This is a genomic window from Pseudomonas sp. PB120, assembly GCF_009761815.1.
Taxonomy (GTDB): domain Bacteria; phylum Pseudomonadota; class Gammaproteobacteria; order Pseudomonadales; family Pseudomonadaceae; genus Aquipseudomonas.
In genome coordinates, this window is record NZ_RWIN01000010.1 from 1 (window position 1) to 13,222 (window position 13,222).

General features: G+C 59.8%; 11 protein-coding genes. 6 read left to right on the forward strand and 5 right to left on the reverse strand.

Features of this window, described 5'->3' with window-relative positions; genetic code table 11:
- The 3 genes from EJA72_RS00980 to EJA72_RS00990 form a co-directional block, all read left to right on the forward strand.
- Window positions 1-143 (forward strand): aldehyde dehydrogenase family protein (locus EJA72_RS00980; RefSeq protein ID WP_157709690.1); only part of this gene is annotated, 143 nt, incomplete at its 5' end.
- A gap of 214 nt (window positions 144-357) precedes the next feature.
- Window positions 358-1,842 (forward strand): APC family permease, encoded by a 1,485-nt coding sequence (locus EJA72_RS00985; protein WP_157709691.1) that lies wholly within the window; start codon window positions 358-360, stop codon window positions 1,840-1,842.
- Between the two features lie 63 nt (window positions 1,843-1,905).
- Window positions 1,906-3,768, forward strand: coding sequence for an NAD(P)/FAD-dependent oxidoreductase (locus EJA72_RS00990; RefSeq protein WP_157709692.1), 1,863 nt, complete (start codon window positions 1,906-1,908; stop codon window positions 3,766-3,768).
- Window positions 3,769-3,822: 54 nt separating this feature from the next.
- Here EJA72_RS00990 and EJA72_RS00995 read toward each other — a convergent pair whose 3' ends face one another.
- Window positions 3,823-4,008 (reverse strand): hypothetical protein, encoded by a 186-nt coding sequence (locus tag EJA72_RS00995; protein ID WP_157709693.1) that lies wholly within the window; start codon window positions 4,006-4,008, stop codon window positions 3,823-3,825.
- A 392-nt stretch (window positions 4,009-4,400) separates the two neighbouring features.
- Here EJA72_RS00995 and EJA72_RS01000 point away from each other — a divergent pair, with 392 nt between their 5' ends.
- A complete protein-coding gene (locus tag EJA72_RS01000) occupies window positions 4,401-6,026 on the forward strand; it encodes a glucan biosynthesis protein D (protein WP_157709694.1) in 1,626 nt (541 codons plus the stop codon).
- A gap of 190 nt (window positions 6,027-6,216) precedes the next feature.
- Here EJA72_RS01000 and EJA72_RS01005 read toward each other — a convergent pair whose 3' ends face one another.
- The 3 genes from EJA72_RS01005 to EJA72_RS01015 form a co-directional block, all read right to left on the reverse strand.
- Window positions 6,217-7,323, reverse strand: coding sequence for an NADH:flavin oxidoreductase/NADH oxidase (locus EJA72_RS01005; protein WP_157709695.1), 1,107 nt, complete (start codon window positions 7,321-7,323; stop codon window positions 6,217-6,219).
- A gap of 269 nt (window positions 7,324-7,592) precedes the next feature.
- Window positions 7,593-9,302: a single-stranded-DNA-specific exonuclease RecJ gene (gene recJ / locus EJA72_RS01010; protein ID WP_157709696.1), complete on the reverse strand. Its 1,710-nt coding sequence runs from the start codon at window positions 9,300-9,302 to the stop codon at window positions 7,593-7,595.
- Window positions 9,303-9,360: 58 nt separating this feature from the next.
- Window positions 9,361-9,903 (reverse strand): YaeQ family protein, encoded by a 543-nt coding sequence (locus EJA72_RS01015; RefSeq protein ID WP_007944886.1) that lies wholly within the window; start codon window positions 9,901-9,903, stop codon window positions 9,361-9,363.
- A 146-nt stretch (window positions 9,904-10,049) separates the two neighbouring features.
- Between EJA72_RS01015 and EJA72_RS01020 the strand changes: the two genes are divergently transcribed.
- Both EJA72_RS01020 and EJA72_RS01025 read left to right on the forward strand, forming a co-directional pair.
- Window positions 10,050-11,249 (forward strand): CaiB/BaiF CoA-transferase family protein, encoded by a 1,200-nt coding sequence (locus EJA72_RS01020; RefSeq protein ID WP_157709697.1) that lies wholly within the window; start codon window positions 10,050-10,052, stop codon window positions 11,247-11,249.
- Window positions 11,230-12,156, forward strand: a complete 927-nt coding sequence (locus EJA72_RS01025) for a TIGR02285 family protein (RefSeq protein WP_178128954.1) — start codon at window positions 11,230-11,232, stop codon at window positions 12,154-12,156. The genes EJA72_RS01020 and EJA72_RS01025 overlap by 20 nt, the downstream gene beginning before the upstream one ends.
- A gap of 169 nt (window positions 12,157-12,325) precedes the next feature.
- On the opposite strand, the gene EJA72_RS01030 is transcribed toward EJA72_RS01025, so the two are convergent.
- Entirely contained in the window at window positions 12,326-12,613 is a 288-nt protein-coding gene (locus EJA72_RS01030) for a DUF3509 domain-containing protein (RefSeq protein WP_157709699.1), read from the reverse strand.
- Between the last annotated feature and the right edge of the window lie 609 nt (window positions 12,614-13,222).

Consider the following 13,222-nt stretch of genomic DNA (forward strand, 5'->3'; position numbering starts at 1 on the left):
GCTGCACCTGGGTGAACACGCATTTCATGCTGGTCAGCGAAATGCCCCATGGCGGTCAGAAATTGTCCGGTTACGGGAAAGACATGTCGATGTACGGATTGGAGGACTACACCGTGGTTCGGCATGTGATGTTCAAGCATTAAAAAAGCATCGCAGGCAGGCTCAGCGCAATTCCTGTGGGAGCAAGCCTGCTCGCGATGGAGTCACCTCGGTTTCAAGGCAGAAACCGTCAATACGCACCACCAGGCCTCACACCAAAGAAGCTAAAACAATAACCACCGATCCGGGCAGCACCGCCAAGGTCCTGCCACGGTTTCGGACATCCGAAATCTGCCGATTTTCCGGAGCTTACACACCATGAATGCATCACCCGAACTCTCCGCTATCGCTGCCGACAGCGATGCCGAACAGCTACGCAAACTGGGTTACACCTCGAACTTCAATCGAAGCATGAGCCTGTGGGAAAACTTCGCCCTGGGCTTCACTTACCTGTCTCCGGTCGTAGGGGTCTATACCCTGTTCGGCCTGTGCCTGGCCGCTGGCGGCCCCCCGATGTTCTGGGCCTATCTGCTGGTGGGTTGCGGCCAGTTGCTGGTGTGCCTGATCTTCGGTGAAGTGGTTTCACAGTTCCCTATTTCCGGCGGTGTCTACCCGTGGGCTCGTCGCTTGGTGGGCAAACGCTGGGCGTGGATGGTCGGCTGGATCTACTCCATTGCGCTGTGCGTGACCATCGCTGCCGTGGCTGTCGGTGCCGGTCCTTACCTGGCCGCCATGTTGGGCTTCGAACCGAACAACAACACCAACATCGTCATCGCCCTGGTGCTGACCCTGTTCGCTACCCTGGTCAACCTCAGCGGCACCAAGGTGCTGGCACGCATCGCCATGTTCGGCTTCCTGTGCGAACTGGTCGGCGCGGTGATCGTCGGCGTTTACCTGCTGATTTTCGAACGCCATCAACCGCTCAGCGTGCTGTTCAACACCTTCGACATCAGCGTCGACGGCTCTTATCTACCGGCGTTCCTGACCGCTTCGTTGGCGGGGATGTTCCTGTATTACGGCTTCGAGGCCTGCGGCGACGTCGCCGAAGAAACCCCGAACCCGAGCAAGCAGATCCCGGTGGCCATGCGCATGACCATCTACATCGGCGGCATTGCAGCGATGTTCGCCTGCCTCGCGCTGATCCTTGCCGTACCGGACATGCAAGCCGTGATCAATGGCACCGACAAGGACCCGGTCACCACCATCCTCAACAACGCCTTCGGCCCGGTCGGTTCGAAAGTGGTGATGGGCGTGGTGATGATTTCCTTCATCTCCTGTGTCATTAGCCTACAGGCAGCGGCGAGTCGCCTGCTCTACTCTTACGCCCGGGATGAAATGGTCATCGGCAGTTCCCTGCTGAAGAAGATTTCTCCTACGACTCAGGTTCCGGTTGCGGCGCTGTTCGTGTCCGGCGTCCTGCCAGCGTTGATCATCATTCTGGGTTTCTTCCTGCAAGACGCCGTGGCAACGATCGTCAGCTTCGCGGCCATCGGCATCTACCTGGCGTTCCAGATGATCGTGCTCGCGGCGCTGTATGCGCGCATGAAAGGCTGGAAACCGAGCGGCAAATTCACCCTGGGCGCATGGGGTTGGGCAGTCAATATCGGCGCGCTGGTCTACGGTGTCAGTGCCATCATCAACATGGCCTGGCCCCGCACGCCGGATGCGGCGTGGTACATCAACTACGCCATGGTATTGAGCACGGCCATCGTCATCGGCCTGGGCCTGCTGTACATGTGGCTGGCCAAACCTTACGACCACGGCACTGCGCCTGCGGGCGATGCCTGGAAGGTCAGCCGGTAACGGCTTTCGCCCCGGCATCCGTGCGGATGCCGGGGCGACTTATGAAAACTTCTAGGATTGAATATGGATATCACCCGCCGCGACTTTCTCAACGGCGTTGCAGTCACCCTCGCAGCCGGCATGACGCCACTGCAGATTCTCCAGGCAGCGCCCGATGGGCGCTACTACCCTCCGGCCCTCAACGGCCTGCGCGGCAACCACGTCGGCTCCTTCGAAATTGCGCACCAGTTGGGCGGGGAGAAAAAAGTCTTCGATACCGACAAGCTGCCCATCACCGAGGACTATGACCTGGTGGTGGTAGGCGGCGGCCTCAGCGGCCTGTCTGCCGCATGGTTCTACCGTGAGAAACATCCGAAAGCACGCATCCTGATTCTGGAAAACCACGATGACTTTGGCGGCCACGCCAAGCGCAACGAATTCTCGGCCGGCGGTCGCATGATCATCGGTTACGGCGGCAGTGAGTCCCTCCAGTCGCCCAATCACCTGTACAGCAAGGAAGTGAATGGCCTGCTGAAAAAACTCGGCGTCGACATCCAGCGCTTCGAGACCGCGTTCCACCGCCAGTTCTACCCTGACCGGGGCTTGTCCCGCGGCGTATTCTTCGACAAGGAAAACTTCGGCGAAGACAAACTGGTCAGCGGCGATCCAACGCAGATGGTCGCCGACGATATCTCCCCGGACCAGCTCCACGCACGTCCCATCACCGATTTCATCAACGACTTCCCGCTGCCGCAAGCCGACCGCGAGGCGCTGATTGCGCTGCACACGACGCCGAAGGACTACCTCGCCGGCAAGACCACCGAGGAAAAAACCGCGCACCTGGAAGTGACCAGTTACCAGGATTTCCTGCTCAAGGACGCAGGACTTTCAACCCAGGCGGTGAAGTATTTCCAGAGTCGCACCAACGACTACATGGCGCTGAGCATCGACGCCGTCGCCGCGTTCGATGCTTACTCGCTGGGTTTCCCAGGCTTCAGTGCGATGAGTCTGGAGCCCGTCAGCGAAGACGCCCGGGCGGAAATGGAAGTGCCCTACATCTATCACTTCCCCGACGGCAATGCTTCGCTCGCACGGTTACTGGTGCGCAGCCTGATCCCGTCAGTGGCGCCAGGACACACGATGGACGATGTGGTGCTGGCCTCGTTCGATTACGCGAGGCTCGACCAATCCAGGGCCCCGGTGCGCATTCGCCTGAACAGCACAGCAGTCAGCGTGCGCAACGTCGACAACAGCGTGCACGTTGGCTACAGCCGTGGCGGGCAGCTCCGCCAGGTGCGGGGCAAACACTGCATCATGGCCTGTTACAACATGATTATCCCGTACCTGCTGCGGGACCTGCCCGTCGAGCAGTCACACGCGCTGAGCCAGAACGTGAAGTTCCCGCTGGTCTACACCAAGGTAGTGATCCGCAACTGGGAGTCGTTTCAGACATCAGGCGTGCACGAAATCTATGCCGCGACCCAACCCTACAGCCGCATCAAGCTCGACTACCCGGTGAGCATGGGCGGCTATGACCACCCACACGATCCGAAACAGCCCATCGGTTTGCACATGGTCTACGTCCCCACCAGTCCCGACAGCGGCATGAATGCGCGCGATCAGGCGCGTGCCGGCCGTAATCGGCTGTACGGACAATCTTTCGAACAACTGGAAGCGCAACTTCGCGATCAATTGCAACGCATGCTCGGCCCTGGCGGCTTCAACCACGAGACCGACATCCTGGCGATCACGGTCAACCGCTGGTCACACGGCTACGCGTATTTTTCCAACAGCCTGTATGACGATTTCGATGAAAGCGAAAGGCTGATGAACCTGGCGCGTCAGCCGGTCGGCCGAGTCAGCATCGCCAACTCGGACGCCGCCTGGAGCGCGAATGCGCACGCGGCGATTGATCAGGCTTATCGAGCGGTGGAAGAAGTCGGGTAAGTGCCAAAGATTCGGCCGTGACTACGCGCTACGGCCGGTCCCCCCACTGGCTCGTCAAAACCGCGACACAGTCCGCATCGCGTCGACCAGGTAGCGCATCGCAATCCGGTCACTCTCCGACAGGTCGCGATACTGCTCCACCAATTTCATTTCATCCGGGCTCAATCGACGCCTTCGTCGACTGACATTGAAGCAAGGGAAGATTCCCAATATTTCGGTGATGCCTTGTACTTTCGTCATGGACGATGTCCTTTTATAAGCCACAGAAAATTTCGAAAAACGCATCGCCCCATCCTTTTTATCAGTCGCCGGCCTGAAGGGCAGAAACCGGTCATGACCACAGAATAGAAACTATCCGCGCGCTGAAAAGAGGTTTTTAGAGTAATTAGTCGAAAAAAGCAGAAATGCCCTATAAATCAGAAAGTCCTGTCAGAAAAATTAACCGACACTTCTTGTTTCATTGCCGCGCTATCGCTGTGCCATCAATCATTTTTGCTCTGCAACCGAACGGTTTAAGCTATTTGGCATCTGTTTAAAGTCCGTTGCGTTTGGCCGAAGGCATGTCCGAACCGTTATTCCAGATCCAGCACGTGCCAGGAACGGCCCGGGATTGTTCACGACAGGTTGTACTTATGAACCGCAGGAATTTGCTCAAAGCTTCCATGGCCATTGCGGCTTACACCGGCTTGTCGGCCACCGGCCTGCTGGCCTCGCGCGCCTGGGCCGGGAATGGCGCGGCGGATGGCGAGGCGCAGGCGTTCGACTTCGAAGCCTTGAAGATCCAGGCCAAGCAACTCGCCGGCAATCGCTACCAGGACACCAAGCAGGTGCTGCCGCCGACATTGGCGACCATGACGCCGCAGAACTTCAATGCGATCCAGTACGACGGCAATCATTCGTTGTGGAATGAGCTGAACGGTCAGCTGGATGTGCAGTTCTTCCACGTCGGCATGGGGTTCAAGCAGCCGGTGCGCATGTACAGCGTCGACCCGAAGACGCGCCAGGCTCGTGAAGTGCATTTCCGCCCGTCCCTGTTCAACTATGAAAAAACCACGGTCGACACCCAGCAGCTCACGGGCGACCTGGGGTTTTCCGGGTTCAAGCTGTTCAAGGCGCCGGAACTGGACCGGCATGACGTGCTGTCCTTCCTCGGCGCCAGCTATTTCCGTGCGGTAGATGCCACCGGCCAGTACGGTCTGTCGGCACGCGGCCTGGCGATCGACACCTACGCCAAGAAGCGTGAGGAGTTCCCGGACTTCACCAAGTTCTGGTTCGAGACGCCGGACAAGGACAGCACCCGCTTCGTGGTCTATGCCCTGCTGGACTCGCCGAGCGCAACCGGCGCGTACCGATTCGATATCGACTGCCAGGCCAGCCAGGTCGTCATGGGCGTCGATGCCCACGTCAATGCGCGCACCGCCATCGAACAACTCGGCATTGCGCCGATGACCAGCATGTTCAGTTGCGGCACCCACGAACGCCGTATGTGCGACACGATTCACCCGCAAATCCACGATTCGGATCGCCTGGCGATGTGGCGTGGCAATGGCGAGTGGATCTGCCGCCCACTGAACAACCCGGCCACCCTGCAATTCAACGCCTTCGCCGACACCGACCCTAAGGGTTTCGGCCTGGTGCAGACCGATCACGAGTTTGCCAGTTATCAGGACACCGTCGACTGGTACGGCAAGCGCCCGAGCCTGTGGGTAGAACCTACAACTGCATGGGGCGAAGGCTCTATCGACCTGTTGGAAATTCCTACAACCGGCGAAACCCTGGATAACATCGTCGCGTTCTGGACCCCGAAAAAACCGGTCGCGGCCGGTGATTCCCTGAACTACGGCTACAAGCTTTACTGGAGCGCCTTGCCGCCGGTCGGCACGCCGTTGGCGCGAGTCGCGGCCACCCGCTCTGGCATGGGCGGTTTCGTCGAAGGCTGGGCGCCGGGCGAGCATTACCCGGAGGTCTGGGCCCGTCGATTTGCCGTGGACTTCACCGGTGGCGGCCTGGACCGCTTGCCGGAAGGCGCGGGGATCGAGCCGGTGGTTACGTGCTCGAATGGGCAGGTGAAGGACTTCAACGTGCTGGTGCTCGATGACATCAAGGGTTACCGCATCACGTTCGACTGGTTCCCGACCAACGACAGCGTCGAGCCGGTGGAGCTGCGGTTGTTTATTCGCACCCATGACCGGACGTTGAGTGAAACCTGGTTGTACCAGTATTTCCCGCCGGCGCCGGATAAGCGTAAGTACACCTGAGGGTGATGGGGTGCCTGAACGGGCGTCTTCGCGAGCAAGCCCGGCTCCTACAGGGTTATGTGAGCACCACACATACAATGTGGAAGCGAGCCTGCTCGCGATGACGGCCTGAAAAACCACAAAAATGCTCGCCCAGACACACAAAAGCCCCGGTCAACTCGACCGGGGCTTTTTGTTTTTGCAGCCTCACTCAATCTCGCAAATCCGACTCATGAATCGGCTGATCACGATGGGTCGCGCGCTGATATTGGGCCGGCCAGATGGCCTTGCGTCCACCCAGATCATCGTCGGCATGCAACGGCCAATACGGATCGCGCAGCAGTTCCCGGGCGAGGAAGATGATGTCGGCCTGACAGGTCCTCAGGATGTGCTCGGCCTGTGCCGGCTCGGTGATCATTCCTACAGTGCCAGTGGCAATGCCTGACTCCTTGCGCACACGTTCGGCGAAACGGGTCTGGTAACCGGGGCCAGTAGGAATCTCGGCGTTGGCCGCCGTGCCGCCCGACGACACATCGATCAGGTCCACCCCCAGGTCTTTCAGGCGTCGGGCAAGCTCCACGGTTTCGTCCGGATTCCAGCCGTCCTCTACCCAGTCGGTGGCCGACAACCGCACGAACAACGGCAACTCGTCAGGCCACACCGCACGCACCGCTTCGGTGACTTGCAGCACCAGCCGGATTCGGTTCTCGAACGAACCGCCATATTGATCTCGCCGCTGATTGCTCAGGGGCGAAAGAAACTGGTGCAGCAGATAGCCGTGTGCGGCATGAATTTCGACCACCTTGAAACCGGCGGTCAGGGCGCGTTTTGCCGCCTCGACAAACGCCTGAATGACGTCAGCAATCTGCCCCTCGTCAAGCTGTTTGGGCGGCGTGTGCTGTGGGTCGAAGGCAATAGGTGAAGGGCCGACCGGGGTCCAGCCGCCGTCATCCGGTTTGACGCTGCCATGCTTGCCGATCCATGGCCGATGGGTGCTGGCCTTGCGCCCGGCGTGGGCCAGTTGAATGCCAGCCACCGCACCCTGGGCCGCGATAAAACGGGTAATGCGTTGCAGCGGCTCGATCTGTTCGTCATTCCACAGGCCGAGGTCCTCGGCGGTGATGCGGCCATCGGCGGTGATCGCCGTGGCTTCGGTAAACACCAGGCCAGCGCCACCGACAGCACGGCTGCCGAGGTGCACCAGGTGCCAGTCGTTGGCCAGGCCATCGACGCTCGAATATTGGCACATCGGCGATACCGCGATGCGGTTGAGCAGGGTTAATTGGCGAAGGGTATAGGGTTCAAGCAGCAGACTCATGGGGCACCTCTCGAATCAGTGGGCAGGCTCCAGGGTTCTGTTTGAAAAGTCGACGAGTGACAGGAAAAAGGTGCAGCACCCGCCCCCGCGGGCAAAAAATGAGACAAGACGTCACAAGGATAATCAAGCAGTGCTTAGAGCCTAGTCGACATCGGGGGATGAGGGAGGGTTCCGGGGATATTTGGCGTCTGGGGGATCGCTTTCGCGGGCAAGCCTTGCTCCTACTGGAGCACCAAGACCTGTAGGAGCAAGGCTTGCCCGCGAAAGGGTCAACGCGGTTCGATATGAGCAATCATCAACTGCACAGTCTCGTTCCCACGAAACTCGTTGAGGTCGAGTTTGTAGGCCAATTCCACCCACTTGATCGTCGGATTCGGCCAGATATCACGGTCGATACCAAAAGCGATGCCGTCGAGTTTGACCGAGCCACATTCACTTTTCAGCACCACTTTAAGGTGCCGCTCGCCCACCACGCGTTGCTCCACCAGCTGAAACACGCCATGGAACAACGGCTCAGGGAAATGCTGCCCCCACGGCCCGGCGTGGCGCAACGCGCGGGCCAGTTCCAGGTGAAATTCCTCGACCGCCAGCGTCCCATCCGACAGCAAGCGCCCGGTCAGGTCCTCTTCGCGCAATTGCCTGCGCACTTCTGCGTCAAAGGCTTCGGCGAACAGCGGAAAATTCGCTTCCGGCAACGTCAACCCCGCCGCCATGGCGTGGCCGCCATATTTGCTGATCAGCGTGGGATGCTGCGCCGCCACTACGCTCAAGGCGTCGCGAATGTGGAAGCCCTGGACCGAGCGGCCCGAACCCTTGAGCATGCCATCGCCCGCATCGGCAAAGGCAATGGTGGGGCGGAAATAGCGCTCTTTCATACGCGAGGCGAGGATGCCGATGACACCCTGGTGCCATTCAGGATCGAACAGGCACAGGCCAAACGGCATCGACTCCACCGGCAAATCCTTGAGCTGGGCCAGCGCTTCACGCTGCATGCCCTGCTCGATGGATTTGCGGTCCTGGTTCATGCTGTCGAGCTGGACCGCCATTTCCCGAGCCAGTCCCGCGTCATCCGTGAGCAGGCATTCGATGCCCAGGCTCATGTCATCCAGGCGCCCCGCCGCGTTCAGGCGCGGGCCGACAATGAACCCCAGGTCGGTGGAAGTGATGCGCGCAGGCTCGCGCTTGGCCACGTCGAGAATCGCCTTGATCCCCGGCCGTGCACGCCCGGCGCGAATCCGCTCCAGGCCTTGGTGCACCAGAATCCGGTTGTTGGCATCCAGCGGCACCACGTCGGCGACGCTGCCCAAGGCCACAAGGTCCAGCAACTCGCCGATGTTCGGCTGCGGCGTGCTCTCGTACCACCCAAGGCTGCGCAGACGCGCGCGAAGCGCCATCAGCACATAGAAAATCACCCCGACGCCCGCCAGTGCCTTGCTTGGGAAATCACAGCCGGGCTGGTTCGGGTTAACAATGGCATCGGCCAGCGGCAACTCGTCGCCGGGCAAGTGGTGGTCGGTGACCAGCACCTGCAGCCCTGCCTGTTTTGCCGCCGCTACCCCTTCGACGCTGGAGATGCCATTGTCCACGGTGATCAGCAATTGGGGCTGACGTTCAAGCGCCACCGCGACGATTTCCGGGGTCAGACCGTAGCCGTACTCGAATCGGTTCGGCACCAGGTAATCGACGTGCGCGGCGCCCAGCAGGCGCAAGCCCAGCACCCCCACCGTACTGGCCGTCGCGCCATCGGCGTCGAAGTCACCCACGATTAGAATCCGCTGGCGTTGTTCCAGCGCCGTCACCAGCAAATCCACGGCGGAATCGATGCCTTTGAGCTGCTGGAACGGAATCAGCCGCGCCAGGCTCTTGTCCAGTTCCGCCTCGGATTGCACGCCCCGCGCCGCGTACAAACGGGTCAGCAGCGGCGGCAGGTCACCGAGGAATGGCAGGGTATCGGGCAGCAGGCGAGGTTCGATGCGCATGAGGTGACAGGGGCTTCTCTTGAATACGTAGGATTAAACCGGATGACGTGGCAAAAAATCAGCCGCGTTCGCCGCTCAGCCACTGCAACTGGACTTCGTGCTGACCACGGTCGTCGGTGACGAAAATCGTCCCCTCGCTGATCATCACGTCCCACTTGATAACGCGGGGCATGTCCTTGGCCAGGGTTTCCAGGACTTCTTGCGGCACGGCAGCGATGTGCACGTTTTTCAGGTTCTTGATCGCCGGGATCACCTTGGTTTCCCAGACACGCAGGCTGCCGTAGGCCAACAGGCTGGTGCGTTCGGTGCGACGCGAGCACCAGGTCAGGCGATCGGCATCGGGCTGGCCGACTTCGATCCAGTGCAGGACCCGATCATCCAGGCTCTTTTCCCACAGCGCCGGTTCATCCACGTCTGACAGACCGCGACCAAATGACAGCTGCTCGTTGTACCAGAAGGCGTAGGCCAGCAGCCGCACGGTCATGCGCTCTTCGGTTTCCGAAGGGTGACGGGCGATGGTCTGCTTCACGGTCTCGTAAACGCTGCGGTCGAGGTCGGTGAGGTTCAATTCAAACTTGTAGGTCGTGGACGGCTGGGCCATGAACGGGCTTCTTGATACGAGGAAAGGCGGCAAGTCTAACCGATGCGGCAGGCAATCAACGAATTGAAGGCGATCAACCTTGGTCGTCTGACGTTCGGCTATGTTAAAACGCTGTATTCACCACGCCTTGTCCTACAGGATCCAGCATGCCGCTCACCGGAAAACCGCTCTCAGGTCTGAAAGTCATTGAATTGGGTACGTTGATTGCCGGCCCGTTTGCCTCACGCATTTGCGGCGAGTTCGGTGCCGAAGTGATCAAGATCGAATCCCCCGACGGCGGTGATCCGTTGCGCAAGTGGCGCAAATTGTATGAGGGCACTTCGCTGTGGTGGTTCGTCCAGGCACGCAACAAGAAGTCCCTGACCCTGAACCTGAAACACCCGGACGGTCTGGCGATCCTGAAAAAACTGCTCAGTGAAGCCGACATCCTGATCGAGAATTTTCGCCCCGGCGTGCTCGAAAAACTCGGGTTGGGCTGGGAAGTCTTGCACGCGCTGAACCCGAAACTGGTGATGGTGCGCCTCTCGGGCTTCGGCCAGACCGGGCCGATGAAGGATCAACCCGGTTTTGGTGCGGTCGGTGAGTCCATGGGCGGCTTGCGTTACATCACCGGGTTCGAAGACCGGCCGCCGGTGCGCACCGGGATTTCCATCGGTGACTCGATCGCCGCGCTTTGGGGCGTGATCGGCGCGCTGATGGCCCTGCGTCATCGCGAGGTCAACGGTGGCCTGGGGCAAGTGGTGGATGTGGCGCTGTATGAAGCGATCTTCGCCATGATGGAAAGCATGGTGCCGGAGTTCGACGTCCTCGGTTTCATCCGTGAACGCACCGGCAACATCATGCCGGGCATTACCCCTTCGTCGATCCATACCAGTGCAGATGGCAAACATGTGCAGATCGGCGCGAATGGCGATGCGATCTTCAAACGTTTCATGCTGGTCATCGGTCGCGAAGACCTGGCCAATGACCCGGGGCTGGTCAGCAACGATGGACGCGACAGCCGTCGCGACGAGATTTACGGGGTGATCGATCGCTGGGTCAATTCGCTGCCGCTGGACACCGTCATCGAGCAGTTGAATCAGGCCGACGTCCCTGCCAGTCGAATCTTCAGCGCCGAAGACATGTTCAACGATCCGCAGTACCTGGCGCGGGAAATGTTCCTGAAGGCCAAGTTGCCGGACGGCAAAGATTTCAAGATGCCGGGAATCGTGCCGAAACTCTCAGAGACACCTGGCACTTCGGAATGGGTCGGACCGCAATTGGGTGAACACAATGCGCAGGTACTTCACGATCTTGGCTACGACAAGGAACAGATCGCAAAGCTGCGTGAAGACGGGGCCATCTAAGCTGAAGCGCCTGCCTTCATCCGCCATTCAATATGCCCGCGCCTGGCGCGCAGTGGCGGCGTTGGCGCTGTTGGCGGGATTGCCACCGACCGTTTCGGCGCACCCGAAGGAAACCCTGATCTGGTTGCTGCGCGACCTGCCGCCGACGATGATTTTCCAGGGACCGAAGAAAGGTCAGGGGATCATTGATCAAATGTTGCCACTGCTGATCGCCGGCCTGCCGCAATACAACCACACCCTGATGCGGGTTAACCGCGCCCGTGGCATGCAAATGCTCCACGAAGCGTCGCTGACCTGTGATCCTTCGCTGATCTGGACCAAGGAGCGGGAGCAGTGGATCGCCTTCTCTGACCCGGCGTTTCGTGCCGTCAGCAATGGTCTAGTGATCCGGCAGGAAGACCTGCCGGTTCTGGAACCCTTCCTGGTCGGCGGCGAAGTGGACCTGGCGGCGTTGCTGGCCAGCGGCGACAAGAAAGTCGGCGTGGTTGCCGAACGCAGCTACGGTCAGTTGGTCGACGCCCTGTTGCGCCAGTCACCGCCCGGCGCATTGACGCCGCACTACGGCAACGACGCCCTTGGCAGTCTGCTACAGATGCAGCGCCTGGGTCGTTTGCAGGTGGTCTTGGGTTATTGGCCAGAGATTCGCTATCAGGCCGAGCTGAAGAACATCACCGATGAGCAACTGGTGTTTTATCCGATCAAGGGCACGGGCCCTTACCTGTCCGGGCATATCGGCTGCTCCAATACCCCCCAGGGTCGACAGGCGATCAGCGAGATCAACCGGCTATTGCGTACCCTGCCCCACGATCGCCTGGATCGGCTGTACGGCGACTGGCTCGATCCACAAAGGCGCAGCGATTACCTGGAAGCCACCAAGGCGTTTTTTGAGCAACAGGCCCAACGCTGACAAATCGCGGACAAAAGAAACCCCGAGAAGTGGGGAGACGACTCGGGGTTAAACGTGGCCTACATAAAGACCAGTAGCAACAAGCTACAAGCATCGGAGCACAATGCTTGATCCTGCTGTTACATCCTCTGACTGACTTCGGAGCGGGAAGGTTCCCACAGAAAAAAATTCAATTTCGGCTGGCGAGGATCTTGTCCTGTGCCGCATTGCGCAATGCCGCGATAACACAGGGCTCCAGCCGACCTTCGGCGATCAGCACATCCCGGTGCAAACCGTCGACCACATCCGTCAACAAGCGCTTATCGGTCAACTGGGCGTGATTGAACTCACGCTCGACGACGATTGCGCCGGTTGCACTTTTCAATGTCACCAGGCATTCGCCATGGGTTCCCGATGGGGTCAATGTCACCTGATACGGGCTCAGAGCCTCACCGAGCAATAGACTGATACTTTCCATCTCGATCACCACTCAATAGTCCGAAAACAATGTGCCTGGGGCATGTCTACTTAAATGACCACTGGCCGGAGAAGAAAGTTCTGATTACCGAGTGCGGGGGAACCGGCGTCTCTGGTTGGATGAGCATGCACGGGAAAGATGACAGGGAAAAAACAGTTGCGCTTTGTGGGCTGCTGTTTTGAGGTGGAGTGCGTACATATCCGTTTCTTCGGTCACGGCGGATATTGGTTTCGCCCTTACGGCGAGTCACTTGGAAAAGCCCCAAGTAACCAAGGGCTCTTGCCCCTTTCGTTCGGTGCCTCGCTAAGGCTCGGCATGCCCTCGCTCCGGTCCTGCTCCGTGGGCCCGCCGCCATCGGCCATCCCTGGCCCAGCGCGGCTAAACCGGCATCCATGCCGGGTTGCCCACTGCGCAGAACCTCCACTCGGCCTCTCGAGGCGGCAAGAAAGTCAAAAGCCAAATCAAAAGCGAGGCGGCCTTAAAGCCGACCTGATTCTGCTGGCGTACGCATTCCCCCTGTGGGAGCCAGCCTGCTGGCGATGGACACCCAGACACCGCGATCATCCAGACAGGGCGCGTTATCGTTGACGTCCATCGCCAGCAGGCTGG